Below are 16,738 nucleotides of genomic sequence, written 5' to 3' on the forward strand. Positions count from 1 at the left end.
TCGAGGCTACGCAAGCTACACATAGACGGCCGGGAGTTCGTCTGGAGGATCGACATCCGATCCGCGTCTGGCCCTGACGGCCGCCTGATTCGCTGCATGAGGCTCCGCGTGTGGGGTGCAGGAAAAGCCGGTCGCGCCCTACAGGTCGACGTGACCGAACGGCCCACCGCTGCCCCTGGCCATCGGTACGTCGAGACCGACGTGCACGGCAGCGGGGAGTCGTATCCGTACCCGACAGCTGCGGACGTCCTCGAACTTGTCCGTTACGGCCTGGGCACGGGATGGACACCGGAGGCGGTGGGTGGGACGTTCACACTCACCGCTGCGGCAGAGCTCGAGCTTTCGCGATTTGTCGTCACTGATCTTCTGTCCGTCGTCGACCCGCACCGACAGGGCCTGGGACTCGACGGGATGGGCGGCCACCGGTCCGCGTCCGGCGACCGCCCAGGCCCGGTCAGCTCGCGTACACCTCCAGGCCCGACAACTGCCCGGCCGGCCACCCGGTGTTGCCGGTGACGGTGATCCGGACGTAACGGGTCTGCGCGGCACCGAAGGTGATCGTCACCTGGTTGCCGGACGCCGGGTCGAACGTGCGCCCCGCCGAACCCGACAGCGTGCCGAAACTGCCCCCGTCCGCGCTGCCCTGCACCGCGACGGTCTGCGTCCGGCTGCCCCAGGACGACGACGGCGGCAGCCTCAGCACCACCCGCCCGACCGTGCGCGCGGAACCCAGGTCGACCTGCACCCACTGCGGGAACGCGTTGTTGGCGCTCTCCCAGTAACTGTTCGCGTCACCGTCGACCACGTTGCCCGACCCGTAGCTCTGGACGTGACTGCTCTCCGAGGTGGACCGACCCCGGGCGAGGTCCGCGTTGGCCGCGGCGTCCGTGGTGACCGTGACCGCCGAGGACGCGCTGGAGGTGTTACCGGCGGCGTCGCGGGCCACAACCGTGAAGGTGTACGCGGTGGACGCGCTCAGCCCGCTCACGGTGGCCGTGGTGCCCGTGACGGTGGCGACCACATTGCCACCCTGGCGTACCTGGTAACCGGTCACCCCGTTGTCGTCGGTGGAGGCCGTCCAGGCCAGGGACACGCTGCTCGACGTCTTGCCGGTCACCGTGAGGCCGCTCGGCGTGCTCGGCGGGTTGTCGGTGGTGGTGCCGCCTGAGGCGTACACCTCGACCTGGGCGAGTTGGGCGGCCGGCCAGCCGGTGTTGCCGCTGATGCTGAGACGGACGTAGCGGGTCGTGGTGGTCGTCAGCGTGCGCGTGACGGTGTTGCCGGTGGCCGGGTCGAAGGCGAACGCCGAGGCCCCGGCGATGGTGCTGAACGATCCGCCGTCGACGCTGCCCTGCACGGTGATGGTCTGGGTACGCGAGCCCCAGCCGGCGGGGAGTCGTACCACGAGTTTGTTGACCTGGTGGCTGGCGCCGAGGTCGACCTGCCACCAGTGCGGGAAGGAGCCCCCGCCGCTCTCCCAGTAGCTGCCGGCGTTGGCGTCCACCGCGTTGCCGGACGGGAAGCCATCGCCCTGGCTGCTCGCCGAGGTGGGCCGGCCGGCGGCCAGGTTACCGGTCGCCGGCGGTGGGGTGCCGGTCGTCGGTGGGGTGGGGCGGACCGCGGTGAGCGCGAGTTGACCCCTGAGCATCCGGCCGCCGTCGGCGGTGATCCGCAGGTAGTAGTCGGAGGAGCAGGCCACGCCGTCCTCGTCCAGGGCGCGGATGTTCGCGCCGGCCGGGGTGGTGGCCTGGGTCTCGGAGGTCTTGGCGATCTGGTTGCCCTCGTTGTACTCGTCGAACATGGACACGTAGAGGCCCTGGGAGCCGAGCCGGACCATGTTGTAGATGTGCCGCCAGTAGAAGTCGCCGTGGCGGCGGTGCCCACCGGCGAGGTCACCGGGCATCACGCAGGGCAGGTAGTCGATGCCGCGGGCCGCGCAGTCGGCCATGTCGCCGATGTTGACGTTGTTGTAGTACGAGTCGAGCCCCTCCAGGGTGTCGGTCCGGTAGACCATCCAGGGCGAGATCGCGTTGAACGCGTGGTAGACGTCGAGGAAGCCGGGGCGGGAGTCCTCTCGGCCCAGCCGCCACCAGGTGGGCACACCACCGATGACGTAGCAGCCCTGCGCCTTGAACCAGTTGATGACCTCCAGGCAGGGTCCGGGGGTGAAGGGGCGACTCGATTCGCTGAAGCCGAAGCCCCAGATGCAGACGACCGGCTTGCCGTTCTGCCGGGCGTACGCGCTGGACGCGGTGTGCGTGGACATCTTCGTCGTCCAGTCGGTCTTGATGTCCGCCTGCATGGTCAGCCAGTCGGTGACGTCGTACATGATGTAGAACTTGCGGTTGTGGCGCTCGGCCGCCGAGCGGACCTTCAGCGTCATCGCGTCGCGGGTCGGCCCCTCGTCGCCCGTCGGGTTGAAGCGTTGCAGGGCGGCGGTGTCGCAGCCGTACTCCTGCATCCACCGGAAGTGGGTGTCGACCGTCTGCTGGTCGTAGGAGGAGAAGAGGGTGGCCGGCGATCCGTTGCCCAGGTTGGGGTACGCGGTGGGGTAGCTGCGCGTGTACTCGCGCATGTCCGGCCAGGACACGATCGTGGTGTTCGCGGGCGAGGGCGGCTGGAACCGGTCGCGGCTCCAGTGCCACCAGCCGCCGATCGGCGCGGAGTCGCCGGGGGCGCTGAACCAGCCCTGGTAGCCGACGGTCACCTTGCCGACCACGTCCCCGGGGGGACTGGCGGCGGAGGCGGGGCTGGCCAGGGTGGTGAGCAGTTCGGTGGTGGAGGCGGCGGCGAGGGCGGACCCGCCCAGCACCGACGTGACGAACCTGCGGCGGGAGACCGCCATGGGGACCACTCCTTCGGGACGGAAGGCATTGACGGCCATCGTGGCAGCAGTGAATGCCGCACCGCAAGAGTGGGACGGATCTATGAAAATACTTGCCAGTTGACGGGAATTAGGGGTGCCCAGCGTGCGTAGCCGTGCGTGGCTGCGGCCGGGTCCGTTACTGGGAGGCCATCACCCGTTCGACGTCGCGCACCGGCGTGAGAGGTCGACCACCCTGGCGTCGACGGGCGTCGCGCACCGTCATCCGTACGCCCTCGGTGAAGTTGACCTTCGGGTACCACCCGAGCAGCTCGCGCGCCTTCCTGGTGTCCAACGCCATGTTGCGCACCTCGCCCGGCCAGGGCAACGGCTCGTACCGGGCCGCGTTGCCGACGCCGGACGCCTCGCGGACGGTGTCGTACACCTCGTTGATGCTCGTCTGCCGCCCGGAGGAGATGTTGACCAACCCCACCCCGTTGTGCAGACAGGCGACGGCCACCGCCTCGGCGACGTCACTGACGTGGATGAAGTCCCGCGACTGGGTGCCGTCGTCGTAGATCACCACCTGGCGACCGCCGAGCAGGGCATCGGCCATCAGGGACACGACGCCGCAGTCGCCGCCCTCCTGCCGTGGCCCGTAGACGTTGCCGAAGACCATCGACGTGTACGACATTCCGTGCTGGCGTCCGTACCAGTCGAGGTAGTGCACACCGGCGGCCTTGCTGATGCCGTACGGGCTGATCGGCGCGATCGGGTGGTCCTCGCGGACCGGCAGGTCGTGGGCGGGGACGCTGCCGAAGATGGCGCTGCTGGCCGCGTTGACCACCAGCCGTACGCCGCTGCGGGCACACGCGTCCAGCACGTTGACGGTGCCGAAGACGTTCACGTCGGCGTCGTACAGCGGTGAGCGGCGGCCCGCGGGCACGTTCGGTTGCGCGGCGAGGTGCACCACCACGTCCGGCTGCCACTGGTGGATGATGTCGACGCCCTCCGGGGTACGGATGTCACCGGTGACGACGTCCGCCTCGGTCAGTCCGCCGTAGGCGGCGTCCGCCAGATTCTCCAGCCGGCCGGTGGAGAAGTTGTCGAGCACCCGGACCTGGCTGCCCATCAGCATCAGCCGGGCGACCACGTGGCTGCCGATGAAACCGGCACCGCCCGTGACAAGAACGCGCCGGGGTGTCAGGTCGGTCGACGGTTCGACGCCCACGGCTGGTACTGGCAGGTCCATGTGGAACTCCTTGGAACGACGGGGCTGTCGGCCCGCTTCGGAAACCAAGATGGCCGGGCACGACAGTAACCCACCAAACAACCCCTAACAGGACTTTTCGCCCAACCTCGAAGGCTCCTATCGGCACTTCAGGCCAAGAAGTCCCGTTTTTACCTATCTGGCCCTGTTTGGGGTTTTGTCGGTAGTAATTTCCTCCCGGGGTGCTCGTCGGCATGCCCGGGAAGCACCGGACGCGGAGGGAGGTCGGCGTGTTGCGGAAGAACCCCCGTCACAGCACCGCGGACCGCGCTTCGGTCCTGGGCGCCGACGGCGCGGTCGCGTACGACGTCACCACCCCGTCGGCACCCCACCTGGGCATTCCGACCCGGCTCGAGGAACTCCTCGACCGTGCTGACCGGGCCGCCCGATCGGAGCAGAACGGGCGACGGACCCGCGTGGTGGTGCTCGAACCGGATGACACGGCCACGACGCCCGACCGCCTCGACGAGGAGTTCGACGTGGCCGCCCGACTGCCGGTGCCGGCCCGCGCCGAAGACCTGGTGCGGCTGCTGGTCCGCGTCCGCCCCCGGCTCCTGTTGCTCAAGCACTCGCTGGACAGCATCGACGAACGCATCATGACCAGTTGCATGAGCGTCGGAGTCGAGATCATGGTGCTGGCCCGGCCGGTCTACGGCTTGCTGCGGGCACCCGCCATGGCCCGCTTCGGTGGGCTGCCCTGGATCCGGTTGGGCTCCGGCACCCGCCGCCCCCGTCGCGAATGGCTCAAGCGGTTCATCGACCTCAGCGTCATCCTGCTCAGTGCCGCCGTGGTGCTCCCGCTGCTCGCGGCGATCACCGCCGTCGTGTCCTTCACCGGCCCACCGTTCTACCTTCAGCAGCGCGTCGGAGCCGGTGGCCGCCTGTTCCGGGTGGTCAAGTTCCGGACCATGCGGGTCGGCGCCGAACAGGCCACCGGCCCGGTCCTGGCCCAGCCGGACGACGCCCGGATCACCCGGGTCGGACGCTGGCTGCGACGGTCCCGGCTGGACGAACTCCCCCAGCTCTGGAACGTGGTACGCGGCGACATGAGCCTGGTCGGCCCCCGCCCGGAACGCCCGGAGTTCATCGCCGGCTTCGACCGGCTCCCCCACTACGACCTGCGGCACCTGATCCGACCGGGGCTGACCGGGATCGCGCAGCTCACCGGCGGGTACGCCGCCACCGTCGAGGACAAGCTGCGCTGCGACCTGCTCTACCTCAACTGCCGCTCGACGCGCGTCGACCTGGCCCTGCTCCTGCTGACCGTCGTCGAGCTGTTCCGCGGGTTCCCCCGTGGCTAGCGCCGCCACCGCGGTCGAGACCCGGGTCACCCGCAACACGGCAAGCATGCTGGCCGCGCGGGTGATCATGGCGCTGTCCGGGCTGGTCTCGGTGCCGGTCATCTACCAGCACCTCGGGCCGCAGGAGTTCGGGATCTGGGTGGTGCTGGCCGGTCTGCTGGCGATGGCCGCCCTGATCGACCTCGGACTCGGCTCCGCCCTCGTCCGCGAGGTGGCCAGGGCCGAGAGCGCGGCGGACCGCGACCTGGTGCGACGGCTGCTCGGGCTGGGGCTCGGCTGGGCCGTACTGCTGGGCCTGCTCACCCTCGGGGCGATCAGCGCCGGCTGGCCGTGGCTCGCCGGACTGCTGCGCCTCGGCAACCTGACCGACGAGGCATGGCACGCCACGCTCTGGCTGGTCGTCGGCCTGGTGGCCGGCGCCGTGGAGCTGCCGTGGCGGTCCGTGCTCGAAGGCAGCCAGCGGTACGGGTCACTCGCCGTGATCAGCGCCGGCACCGCGATCCTCGCGGCCGCGCTGGCGATCCTCGTCGTACGCCTCGGCGGTGGCCTGGTGGCGTTGGCCGCCTCGGCCGCCGCCACCGGCGCGCTGCGCACCCTCCTGCTCGCCGCGGCCACCAACCGCCAGTGCCCGGACCTGTCCCCCCGGTGGGGACGGCTGGACCTGGGCGACGTGCGTCGGGTCGGCGGCTACGGGATGCGGGTGCAGGTCTCCAGCGGCGCCGGCATGGTCAACGTGGAACTCGACCGCCTCGTCCTCGGCGGCGTCTTCGGTCCCGCCGTCGCAGGCGGCTTCGACCTGGGCACCCGCCTGCTCAACCTCCTGCGGTTGCCCCCCGGCTTCGCCCTCATCGTGTTGTTCCCCGCGGCGGTCGCGCGCACCGTCACCCGGGGCGCGTCCTGGTTGGACAGGTTCTACCTGACCACCACGCGGTACCTCGCCCTGTTCCTCGCCCCGGCCACCGCGGCCCTGATGGTGAGCGCGGACCCCCTGGTCCGGCTCTGGCTGGGCCACCAGGTCCCCTGGGCCGCGGCGAACATCATGATTCTCGCGCCCGCGTACGCCCTCAACCTGATCACGGGAGCGGCGACGATCGTCGCCCGCGCCGAGGGTCGACCCGGGTTGGAGACGCGGTACGTGCTGCTCTCCGTCGTCCTCAACCTCGCCCTCACCGTGCCGATGCTGCTGCTGTGCGGGCCGTTGGGCGTACCGGTGTCGACCGCGCTGGCGGTGGTGCTCAGCACCGGGTACTTCCTGGCCTACTTCCACACCGCCACGGCCCGGCCGCTGGCCCCGCTGGTGCGGGCGGTCTGGCCGCCGGTCGCCGCGGCGGTCGCCGCCGGGGTGGTCACCGCGGCGGCCGGCCCGTTCCTGCCCGACGGGCCGGGACGACTCGACGCCGCCCTCGCCGTGTCCACCCGGGCGGGTCTGACCCTGCTCGTCGCCGCCACGCTGCTGGCCGTCAGCGGACAGGTGGGCGCGAGCGACCGGATGCGGCTGCACCGGCTGTTGCGCGCCCCCGCGGCCGTGCTGTCGCCGACGACGGGCGGCCCCCGGTGAGCGTCGACCACCGCACCGCGCGGTGCCTGGTGTGCGGGCCCGAGCCGGCGCACCAACCCCACCTGGGCGGACTGCTGCGCCGCTGCGAAGCCTGCGGGTTCCGCTGGACCGCGCAGGAGCAGGCCGAGGCGGACGGGCGCTACGACGAGGACTACTTCGCCGCCGGCGGCTACGACGACTACTTCCGAGCCGAGCCGCGCCGGTTCGAGGCGAACCGGCGGCTGCGCTGGCTGCTGTCCACCGTCCGCCCCGGCGTCCTGCTGGAAGCCGGTCCCGCGGGCGGCTACTTCCTCGAAGCCGCGCGACAGGCCGGCATCACCGTCAGCGGCATCGAGGTCAGCCACGCCGCCGCCCGCTTCGCCCGCGACCACCTGCGCCTGCCCGTCCGCCAGGGGCACTTCGAGGACCTCGCGCCCACCCGCGCCGCCGACGTGGTCTGCGCCTTCCACGTCCTCGAACACGTCGAAGACCCCCGCGCGTTCCTGCACGCCGCCCACACCGCCCTCACGCCCGGCGGCTCGCTCGCCCTCGAAGTGCCGAACATCGCCTCCGCCGCCGCCCGGCGCCTCGGCACCGCCTGGCCGGGTCTGCAACCGCGCTACCACCGCTGGCACTTCACCCCGGACACGATGGTCCGCCTGGTGACCGACGCCGGCTTCGAGGTGGTCCGGCAGGACACCACGGTCTTCCGCTACTACATGCCGCTGCGGTACCGGCTGCGGCACGCACGACACCTCCTGCCCGCCGACCTGATCGGGCTCCGCTCACCGCGGCTGACCCATCCACGCCTCGGCGACCTGCTCCGGGTGATCGCCCGGACGCCACGAACCAGACGGAGTACCTGATGAAACTGGATGGGATCGAGCTGGTCCGTTGCCAGCTCTGCGGCCGCGCCGGCGGGCACTCGCCGACGCTCGGCGAGCTGCTGTGGAGCTGCCCGGACTGCGGGTTCGTCTGGACCGCCGGCAGCGCACCCGCGCCGGAGGAACTGTACGACGAGGCCTACTACACCACGGACGGGTACCAGGACTACTTCGCCTCCGCCGACCAGCGCCGGTTCGAGGCGAACCGGCGGCTGCGCTGGCTACTGTCCACCGTCCGCCCCGGCGTCCTGCTCGAAGCCGGCTGCGCCGGCGGCTACTTCCTCGAAGCCGCCCAGCGCGCCGGCATCACCGCCAGCGGCATCGAGGTCAGCCACGCCGCCTCCCAGTTCGCCCGCGACCACCTGCGCCTGCCCGTCCGCCAGGGCTACTTCGAGGACGTCGCGCCCACCCTCACCGCCGACGTCGTCTGCGCCTTCCACGTCCTCGAACACGTCGAGGACCCCCGCGCGTTCCTGCGCGCCGCCCACCACGCCCTCAGCCCCGGTGGCTGGCTCGCCCTCGAAGTGCCGAACATCGCCTCCGCCGCGGCGAAGCGTCTCGGCACCGCGTGGCCCGCGATCGCCCCCGCGTACCACCGTTGGCACTTCACCCCGGACACGCTGAGCCGGATGCTCGTGGAGTCCGGCTTCCGGGTGATCTCCCACGACACGATCTTCTCGCGGTACTACTGGCGTCCGCTGGGGCGGCTGCGCAACGCGCGGGACCTGCTCATCGCCGACGTCGCCGCCAGCGGCTCGCCCCGGGTGACGCACCCCCAGCTCGGCGACCTGCTGCGGATCTTCGCCCGACGCGACGACCGGGCGGTGGTCTGATGGGTGCGCCACACCTGTCGGTCCTGCTGGTCAGCTGGAACACCCGCGAGCAGACCCGGCAGTGCCTGGAGTCGCTGGCCGCGACCGCCGACGCGGACCTGGACTACGAGGTGGTGGCCGTCGACAACGGATCGTCCGACGGCTCGGCCGAGATGCTCGCCGACCAACCCCGGGTCCGCCTGATCCGCAAGCAGCACAACACCGGGTTCGCCGCCGCGGTGAACCAGGCGTACCGCCGGGCGAACGGTCAGCTCATCCTGCTGCTCAACAGCGACGTCCGGTTCCACCCGGGCGCGCTGACCCGTATGATCGACTACCTGCGGGAACGGCCGGACGTCGCGGGGGTCAGCCCGCTGTACCTCAACCCGGACGGCACCTTCCAGCAGCACTACGTCCAACAGCCCAGTTTCGCCGCCACCATCGCGCTTGTCACCGCGCTGCGCCGGCTGCCCGGCTTCCGCCAGGCGCTGCACCGGTTCCAGATGCGCGGTGAGGACTTCAGCAAGCCCCGGCAACTCGCCTCGGGCAGTTGCATGCTGCTGCGCCGGGCGGTGCTCGGGCAGCAGAGCGTCTTCGACGAGGCCTTCCCCGTCTACTGGAATGACGCGGTGCTCGCCCGCCAGCTCGACCAGGCCGGGCACGAGCTGTGGATGATCCCCGACGCCGTGGTGACGCACAGCCGCGGGGCGTCCTGCCGGCTGCTCGGGCCGACCATCCGCTACCGGCACCTCCTGGGCAGCCTGGTCGGGTATCTGCGGATGACCCAGCCGCGGCACCGGATGGTGGCGTTCCGGGCCGCCCTGCTCGCCGACCACCTGGTCAAGCGGCTCTTCGGCAAACCCGTACAGCTGGGTCTGTCCGACCTGCTCGCCGCGCTGCGCGGCGACGTCGGCCCGCTGCCCGACGGCGACACCCGCGACTGGGTGGTGGTGTTCAGCCAGGCCCGCTGGTCCGTCGACGGGCACTCGGCGGTGCTGGGACAACTGGCGGCAAATCAGCGATTGCTCTTCGTCGATCCGCCGGCGCGGCGTCCGCGCTGGCGGTGCGAGGTGACCCCGATCGGCTCGGCCGCGTGGCGCGCGGTGGCACCGACCGCGCTGCCGCTGGGGGGCTCGTTGCCCCTCGTCAACTGGATCAACAGGCGGATCGCGGCCAGTGCCCTGCGTGGTTGGCTGGACCGCCAGGCCGGCGCCCGCCTGCTGCGACTCGACGACGAGCGCGCCCGCCCGGTGCTCGGCCGGCTCGGTGAGGACGAGGTGCTGCCCGCCGGAGCGCCCCGGCCGCTGGAACGGTCCGGCCGTGGCTGAGCAACTGACCCGGCAACCGGCGGCGCCGACGGTCGTCGCGTCCGCCGACGACCGGGGCTGGGTGGTCGTCTTCAGCGCCACACCGTGGGCGAACGGCGCCCACCGGCAGCACGCGCTGGCCCGCGAACTGACCGTCGACCACCGGGTGCTCTTCGTCGATCCGACCGGGCACCGGCCCCGGTGGCGCGTCCGCGTCCGGCAGGTGGCCGACGGCCTGTGGCAGTGCGCCGGGCCGGCGCTGCTGCCGTTCGGCCGGCACCTGCCACCGGTCAACCGGGCCAACCGCTGGTTCGCCGCGCTCCTGCTCCGCCGGTGGTTCCGGCGGCGGGCCGACTCGGTCCGACTGCTGTGGCTGGACGAGGATCTGGCCGCGCCGGTCGCCGGCCGGCTGGACGCGGCCGCCGTGGTGTACGACGCCACCGACCTGGACTGGACGTTCACCCGACGCTGGAATCGTCGGCACCTGCGCCGTGCGCTGCGCTCCGCCGTGGGCGCCGCCGACCTGGTGCTCGCCTCGTCGAGCGCGCTGCCGGAGCGGATGCCGGCCCTCGACTCGGCACCGGTGGTGCTGCCGAACGGATGCGACCCGCAGCACTTCTCGCCGGACGGCCCGGTCGCGCCCTGGTTGACCGGGCTGCGCCGGCCACTTGTCGGCTACAGCGGGGCGGTCGACACCCGCGCCTTCGACGCGGACCTGGTCGCCGCGGTGGCCCGCGCGCATCCCGAGTGGACCTTCGTGCTGATCGGTCCGTCGACCCGGGCCGGCCGCGCGCCACTGACGCATCTGTCCAATGTGGAACTCGTGGACGCCGTCGGCTACTCGGACGTGCCGGGCATCCTGCGGGCCTGTGACGTCACCATCATCCCCTACCGGGTGGGCGGTCTGGTGGACTACGTGCACCCGAAGAAGTGCTACGAGTACCTCGCCCTCGGCAAACCGGTCGTCGCGACGCCGCTGCCGGCGCTGCGGGCGCTGGAGGGCACCATCGCCCTCGCCGGTGACCCGCACAGCTTCGCCGCGGCGCTCAGCGACGCGCTGGCCGAGGCCGGCGCACCGGAGCAGGCGGCCCGACGCCGGGCGGTCGCCGCCCGCAACAGTTGGTCGGCCCGGGGCGTACAACTGCGCTCACTACTGGCGGGGCTGCCCCGATGAGAGTGCCGATCGTCGCGCCCACCGTGCTGCTCGGCGGCGCCGGACTGGGCGCCCTGGTCACCGTGGTAACCCTGCTGCCCGGCGCGGTCGGCCTGGCCGCCTCCGTCGGGGTGCTCAGCTGCGGCGTGTTCCTGCTCTGGCCCTGGGCCGTGCTGCCGGTCGGCATCATCGGCGGCGCCGTCATCGGGGCCGTGCTCAGCGGCGGTGACGTACGCGCGTACATCGCGGTGAAGGTGCTGCTGCTGGCCGCCGGTGGCGTCGCGCTGGCCGCGCGGCACTGGCTACGGGTGGAGAAACCGACCCGGCGCACCGCCGCCGACGTGGGCATGCTGAGCCTGATCGGGTTGACGGTCGTGGCCGCGACCTACGGTCTGGCCGTCGGCAACCTCCCGTCCGAGGTGCTGGTCGCCGCGTACCAGGTGGCCACCATCCCGGTGTACTTCTTCGTCGCCGTACACACTCTCACCACGCCGCGTCGGATCCTTGCCGCCGGTGTGCTGTACGTGGTGCTGGCCGGCGCCTTCACCGCCATCTCGGTGGCGACGCCGGGGCGGCACGGTGGGCTCATCACCCTGATGGCGATCCCCCCGCTGATCTGGATCGCCGGCCGGCTGCGCGGTTGGCGGCGCAACGGCGTCCTCGTGCTCGGCGGGTTCTTCGCCGTGGACGTGCTGCTCGCGTCGTACCGGGGAATCTGGCTCGCCGCCGCACTCACCTTCCTGATCGTGCTGGTCCGCGGTGGCCGTACCGTCCGGACCGGCCTGGCCGCCACCGCCGTCGCGGCGGTCGCGGTGGCGGCGGTCCTCGCCCTGCAACCGGGAGTACGGGAGCGGGCCGACGAGATCACCAAGGGGCTCCAGCAGTCGGCCGGTTACCGGGGCGTGGAGTCGTCGGTGGGCCTGGGCGTGTTCGCCGACCAGCCACTGGTCGGGGCCGGTCTCGGGCAGACCACACCGGGCATCTATCTGTCCGGCTTCACCTTCACCGACGTCGGGCCGGTCTACCACGCCTTCTACGTCACCGTGCTGGCCAACCTCGGGTTGGTCGGCCTCCTGCTGGTGCTCTGGCCGATCGTGCGCAGCATCCGCGTCGGTCTGCGCGGTCGGGACGGGATCTCGCTGCCGTTCGCGGCACTCTCCTGCGGCTTCCTGGCCGCCGCCGTCTTCGCGGCGCCGACCGACGGGCACTGGGAGCTGGGACTGCTGCCGGCGCTGACCCTCCTCACGGCACAGCACGACGGCGCTCGACTCCGCCGACTCAGCGGGGCACCGCTCCCGCTCCGACCCCTGCGCCGGACGGGAGTCGCGGCATGACGCACGCCGACGCCACCGCCATCGTGGTCACCCACAACTCGCAGCGCCAGATCGTCGCCGCGCTGACCGCGCTGCGACAGGCGCAGCTACCCGTGCGGTTGGTGGACAACGCCTCCACCGACGGCACCGTCGACCTCGTCCGGCGCCGATTCCCGGAGGTGACGGTCCTCGCCAGCCGCACCAACGCCGGTTTCGCCAGCGCGGTGAACCGGGCCGCGGCCGGCGTCACCACCGACGTCTTGCTCCTGGTCAACCCGGACTGCGTGGTCGCCCCCGGCACCGCGGCGGAGCTGGTACGGGTCATCCGCAGCCGACCGTCGGTGGGCATCGCGGGACCACGGCTCATCGACGCGCACGGCCGGATCGCGATCAGCGCCCACCGGTTCGAGTCTCTCGGCACGGTGCTGGCCAGCCGGTTCGGTGGGGCGCTGGTGCCCGTCGCGCTCCGGCGGCTGCTCAGCGGGCGGCAGCGTCGGGCCGCGTACGACGCCTGTGTACGCGGCGCGCAGCCGGTGGCGGTGGACTGGGTGTCCGGCGCCTGCCTGGCGGTGCGTACCGACCTGTTCGTCGAGATCGGCGGGCTCGACGAGGGCTACTTCCTGTACTACGAGGACGAGGAGCTGTGCCTCCAGGCCGCCCGCCGTGGCGCCGAGGTGCGCTACGTGCCCTCGGTCACCGCCGTGCACAGCGGCGGCGCGAGCAGCTCCGACCCGGCCTGGATCTGGCCACACCTGTACCGCAGCATGCTGCGGTACTTCGCCCGCCACCGCGCCGGCACCCTGCGCGCCGTACGCGGTGCCGTACTCCTGCGCGCGCTGATCGGTATCGGTCTGGCCGGGGCGCGACTGCCGGTACAACCCCGGGCCGGACTGGCGCGGCTGCGGGCCTGGGCCCGCGTCGGCCGGATCGCGGTCACCCGACCTGAGACGAGAGGAGGAGCGTGATGCACGTTCTGACCACGGTCGTCGGCAAGCGCACCGAACACTGGACGGACCTGTTCGACGTTCTCTGTGCGCAGCCGGACGTCACCCTCACCGTGCTCGCCGCGGACGTGTCCCCGACGACACGACGCGAGCTGGCCCGGCTGGCCCGCACACACGAGCGGCTGCGCTACCACGTGGTCCCGCACCTGCTCGGTGAGTCGCTGACCGGGCACATGGCCTCGGTGCTGTTCCGGCTACCCGGCCAGCACGACGTGACCACCACCCGACCCGACATCCTGCACGTCATCGGTGAGGCGGCGTACCTCACCACCTGGCAGGCCCTGCGGCTGCGGCAGCGCTGCTGGGCCGGGGTGCCCACCACGTTGTACGCGGCGCAGAACGTGGTCACGCGCTTTCCGGTGCCGTTTCCCCGGATCGAGCGGCAGTCCTACCTGTCCGTCAACCACGCCTTCCCGATCACCCCCGCGGCCCTGAACGTGTTGCGGGTCAAGGGTTACCGGGGCCCGGCCACGATCGTGCCGCTCGGCGTGGACACCCGGGTCTTCCGCCCGGCGTCCACCGGGGCGGCCACGCGTCCGTTCACCGTCGGGTTCGTCGGGCGGTTCGAGCCACACAAGGGCGTGACCGACCTGCTGCGCGCCGCCGAGCTGATCGACTGCGACGTGTCGCTCGTCGGTGACGGCAGCCTGCGCGGCGAGATCGAGCGAGCCGCCGCACAGCGCCCCGGCCGCGTACACCGGCACGGCTGGGCCGGGCACGCCGAGCTGCCCGCGCTGCTGAACCGGATGGACGTGCTGGCGATGCCGTCGGTCGAGGTGGTGCAGCGCAACACGCTGCCGTGGATCGGCATCCCGCTGCGCGAACAGTTCGGCCGGGTGCTGGTCGAGGCCATGGCCTGTGGCGTGCCGGTCGTGGGCAGCGACATCGGCGAGATCCCCCACGTGGTGGGCGACGCCGGTCTCGTCTTCCCGGCCGGCGACGTCCCCGCGCTTGCCGCCCGCCTCGCGCGACTGCGCGACGAGCCCACCCTCGCCGGCCGGCTGGCCAACCGTGGACTGCGTCGCGCCGACGCCGAGTTCGGCTGGGACCGGATCGCCGACACCCTCTGCACGACCTGGCGCGGACTGCGGTCCGCGACCGGGTCTCTTCGCGTACCGCCCGCCGAGGCCGGGCAACCAACCAGAGAGGCGATCGCCTGATGAGCGCGTCGATAGATGTCAAAGGTCTGCTCGGTGTCTCCTGGCGCCGGGTGGGCGTACCGCTGATCGGCCTGTGCGCGGGCCTGGCCGCCGCCCAGGGGGTCACCCAGCTCCTTCCGGCGCGCTACGAGGCCGAGGCGTCGGTGCTGGTCAGCGCCGAGCAGACCGAGAAGGACCGACCGGCGGACCTGGCCCTCGCGCAGAACCTCACCCCCACCATCGCCCGGCTGGTCGGGTCCCGGGAGGTCGCGATCGAAGCGGCGCGTGCGTTGCAACTACCCGAGCACGCGGTACGCGGGCACGTCAGCGGCGAGTACGAACTCGGCCTCCAGATCATCACGGTGCACGCGAGCGCCGGATCCGCCACGCAGGCCGCCGCGATCGCGAACGCGGCCTCCCGCGCCGTCAGCCAACAACTGAGCCGGTTGGACATGGGCGGCTCGACAAGCATCAACGCCCGGGTGCTCGACACCGCCAGCCCGCCGCTGCGGCCCGCCTTCCCGAAGCCGCTGCTGAACGGCGTGCTCGGAGCCCTGGCCGGGCTCCTCGCCGGGTGGGGCGCGACGCTGCTCCGCGACCGGTTCGACAGCCGGCTGCGCGACGTCGCGCAGATCGAGGCGCGCCTGGGACTGCCGGTCCTCGGGGTGCTGCCGAAGCTGCCGCGCCGGTTCGCCCGCCACCACGCCTCCGCGCTCTACCGCCGCACCGACGTCGCCGACGCCGTCCGCGCCGCGATCTCGACGCTCAGCGTGCTCACCGCCCCGCTGCCGCGCCGGCGGCTGCTGGTGACCAGCGCCCACGACGACGACGGCAAGGCGCTGGTGACGGCGCTGCTCGGTCTCGGCATGGCCGACGAGCACTGCCGGGCCACGCTCGTCGACGGGGCGGTCCGGGACCCGGTGCTGTCCGGTCACTTCCCGGAGGCGCCGCACACCTGGCAGCAGGTGCTCAGCCAGAAGTGCCCGCCCGTGCGTCTGGTCGACTTCCCCACCCTGACCGTGCTGCCGGCCGAACCCCGGGAGGGCTCCGACACGCAGGCCCTGCACGACCTGGGCGGGCTGCTCAACGCGCTGGGCGAGGACGAGGACTGTGTGCTCGTGCACGCGCCGCCGATCCTGGCGGGGCGGGAGATCTCGGCGTTCGCGCAGCACGCGGACGGTGTGCTGCTCGTCGTACGGGCCGGCCGGACGAACCTTGACGACAGCACGCGGGCGGCCCGGCTGGTCCAACGGCTCGGACTTCCGCTGGCCGGTGTCGTGGTGATCGGTGCGGTGTCCCGGACCGACCACCGGCAGGGCGGCGAGCAACCGGACCTGGTTCCGGACACGGTCCAGAACACCCTGGCGCTGCCGGCGGCGCGGGCGGGCGCCCAGGGCGCCGTCATCCGGGAGTTGGTCAGCGCCCTCGTCGAGGACTCCTCCGGCAGCACGCCCGGACGGCACCGCCGGCAGGCCCGCGAGTCGGGCGAGTCGCTGGCCAGGACCGGTCACGGCCGCACGGTCGAGGGCACCACGGTCGAGGGCACCACGGTCCGGCACGCGCCGGCCCGGCACACGACGCCGGTCGAGCGCGCGACACCGACCGAGCGCGCGACACCGACCGAGCGCAGGGCACCGACCGAAGGCGCGACACCGACCGAGCGCGCGACACCGACCGAGCGCACAAGGCCGGTCGAGCGCACCGCACCGGCCGAGCGCACGGCACCGAGCGAGCACGCGACACCGACCGTGCACGCGACGCCGGTCGGCGCGGCGCCTGGTTCCGCCGAAGCGCCGGACGGCTCGACCCGGATCGAGGACGCGATCACCCAGCCGAACCCGGTGGTGACGGACGCCCCGGATCGGCCTGGGCCGGTGCCGAGGCCGGGCGTCCAGCCTGATCCCGTCGAGACCGCACCGGGCTGGGGCAGCCCCACGCTGGTGGGCGTCCGCGGACGACCGCTGGCCCAGCCCGAGGCGACCCGGCGGCCGCCGACGGCCGAGGCAGCGGCAGAGCAGCCGTCCCCGGACGCGCCTGCGCCGCACCCCACGGACAACTGGCCGGTCTTCGGACAGGAGCTGCTGGCCGCCGGCCGGCCGAGCCCGGAACGACTCTCCCCCGGGTCCGTCGTCCTGCGCCGCGCGGTGGCCGTCGGCGACGCCGAGCGGCGGGGCTGACGACCGCGACGACGATCGGCGGACCGCCCACCGGGGAC

At 72.5% G+C, this 16,738-nt stretch carries 12 protein-coding genes; 10 read left to right on the plus strand and 2 right to left on the minus strand.

The features are described from left to right. Nucleotides 1-454: 454 nt before the first annotated feature. Both AB0C25_RS12395 and AB0C25_RS12400 read right to left on the minus strand, forming a co-directional pair. Complete coding sequence (locus AB0C25_RS12395) at nucleotides 455-2,845, minus strand: discoidin domain-containing protein (protein WP_357372426.1); 2,391 nt, start codon at nucleotides 2,843-2,845, stop codon at nucleotides 455-457. 157 nt (nucleotides 2,846-3,002) lie between these two features. Next, nucleotides 3,003-4,055, minus strand: a complete 1,053-nt coding sequence (locus tag AB0C25_RS12400; protein WP_357372428.1) for an NAD-dependent epimerase/dehydratase family protein — start codon at nucleotides 4,053-4,055, stop codon at nucleotides 3,003-3,005. 248 nt (nucleotides 4,056-4,303) lie between these two features. On the opposite strand from AB0C25_RS12400, the gene AB0C25_RS12405 reads away from it, so the two are divergent. Genes AB0C25_RS12405 through AB0C25_RS12450 form a run of 10 tightly spaced genes read left to right on the plus strand, consistent with a single transcriptional unit; the run spans nucleotide 4,304 to nucleotide 16,700 of the window. Continuing rightward, a complete protein-coding gene (locus AB0C25_RS12405) occupies nucleotides 4,304-5,374 on the plus strand; it encodes a sugar transferase (protein ID WP_357372430.1) in 1,071 nt (356 codons plus the stop codon). Beyond that, entirely contained in the window at nucleotides 5,367-6,932 is a 1,566-nt protein-coding gene (locus tag AB0C25_RS12410) for an oligosaccharide flippase family protein (protein WP_357372432.1), read from the plus strand. Before AB0C25_RS12405 ends, AB0C25_RS12410 begins: the two co-directional genes overlap by 8 nt. Then, entirely contained in the window at nucleotides 6,929-7,777 is an 849-nt protein-coding gene (locus AB0C25_RS12415; RefSeq protein ID WP_357372434.1) for a class I SAM-dependent methyltransferase, read from the plus strand. The genes AB0C25_RS12410 and AB0C25_RS12415 overlap by 4 nt, the downstream gene beginning before the upstream one ends. Further along, nucleotides 7,777-8,628: a class I SAM-dependent methyltransferase gene (locus AB0C25_RS12420; protein ID WP_357372436.1), complete on the plus strand. Its 852-nt coding sequence runs from the start codon at nucleotides 7,777-7,779 to the stop codon at nucleotides 8,626-8,628. The genes AB0C25_RS12415 and AB0C25_RS12420 overlap by 1 nt, the downstream gene beginning before the upstream one ends. Further along, nucleotides 8,628-9,935: a glycosyltransferase family 2 protein gene (locus AB0C25_RS12425; RefSeq protein ID WP_357372438.1), complete on the plus strand. Its 1,308-nt coding sequence runs from the start codon at nucleotides 8,628-8,630 to the stop codon at nucleotides 9,933-9,935. Before AB0C25_RS12420 ends, AB0C25_RS12425 begins: the two co-directional genes overlap by 1 nt. After that, nucleotides 9,928-11,088, plus strand: a complete 1,161-nt coding sequence (locus tag AB0C25_RS12430) for a glycosyltransferase (protein WP_357372440.1) — start codon at nucleotides 9,928-9,930, stop codon at nucleotides 11,086-11,088. The genes AB0C25_RS12425 and AB0C25_RS12430 overlap by 8 nt, the downstream gene beginning before the upstream one ends. Then, nucleotides 11,085-12,401, plus strand: a complete 1,317-nt coding sequence (locus AB0C25_RS12435; protein ID WP_357372442.1) for an O-antigen ligase family protein — start codon at nucleotides 11,085-11,087, stop codon at nucleotides 12,399-12,401. Before AB0C25_RS12430 ends, AB0C25_RS12435 begins: the two co-directional genes overlap by 4 nt. Beyond that, on the plus strand, nucleotides 12,398-13,345 hold the full coding sequence (locus tag AB0C25_RS12440) for a glycosyltransferase family 2 protein (RefSeq protein ID WP_357372444.1): 948 nt from the start codon (nucleotides 12,398-12,400) through the stop codon (nucleotides 13,343-13,345). Before AB0C25_RS12435 ends, AB0C25_RS12440 begins: the two co-directional genes overlap by 4 nt. Next, nucleotides 13,345-14,544 (plus strand): glycosyltransferase, encoded by a 1,200-nt coding sequence (locus AB0C25_RS12445; RefSeq protein ID WP_357372446.1) that lies wholly within the window; start codon nucleotides 13,345-13,347, stop codon nucleotides 14,542-14,544. Before AB0C25_RS12440 ends, AB0C25_RS12445 begins: the two co-directional genes overlap by 1 nt. Continuing rightward, the gene (locus AB0C25_RS12450; protein ID WP_357372448.1) at nucleotides 14,544-16,700 is read left to right on the plus strand and encodes a hypothetical protein; all 2,157 of its coding nucleotides are present in this window, start codon (nucleotides 14,544-14,546) and stop codon (nucleotides 16,698-16,700) included. The genes AB0C25_RS12445 and AB0C25_RS12450 overlap by 1 nt, the downstream gene beginning before the upstream one ends. The last annotated feature ends 38 nt before the right edge of the window (nucleotides 16,701-16,738 follow it).

This window comes from Micromonospora sp. NPDC048839, assembly GCF_040649915.1.
GTDB lineage: Bacteria > Actinomycetota > Actinomycetes > Mycobacteriales > Micromonosporaceae > Micromonospora.

Excerpts from the sequence above, each read along its gene's own strand:
- AB0C25_RS12395 (WP_357372426.1), bottom strand. The coding sequence starts at position 2,845 with ATGGCGGTCTCCCGCCGCAGGTTCGTCACGTCGGTGCTGGGCGGGTCC.
- AB0C25_RS12445 (WP_357372446.1), top strand. The coding sequence starts at position 13,345 with ATGCACGTTCTGACCACGGTCGTCGGCAAGCGCACCGAACACTGGACG.
- AB0C25_RS12420 (WP_357372436.1), top strand. The coding sequence starts at position 7,777 with ATGAAACTGGATGGGATCGAGCTGGTCCGTTGCCAGCTCTGCGGCCGC.
- AB0C25_RS12450 (WP_357372448.1), top strand. The coding sequence starts at position 14,544 with ATGAGCGCGTCGATAGATGTCAAAGGTCTGCTCGGTGTCTCCTGGCGC.
- AB0C25_RS12435 (WP_357372442.1), top strand. The coding sequence starts at position 11,085 with ATGAGAGTGCCGATCGTCGCGCCCACCGTGCTGCTCGGCGGCGCCGGA.
- AB0C25_RS12440 (WP_357372444.1), top strand. The coding sequence starts at position 12,398 with ATGACGCACGCCGACGCCACCGCCATCGTGGTCACCCACAACTCGCAG.
- AB0C25_RS12400 (WP_357372428.1), bottom strand. The coding sequence starts at position 4,055 with ATGGACCTGCCAGTACCAGCCGTGGGCGTCGAACCGTCGACCGACCTG.
- AB0C25_RS12425 (WP_357372438.1), top strand. The coding sequence starts at position 8,628 with ATGGGTGCGCCACACCTGTCGGTCCTGCTGGTCAGCTGGAACACCCGC.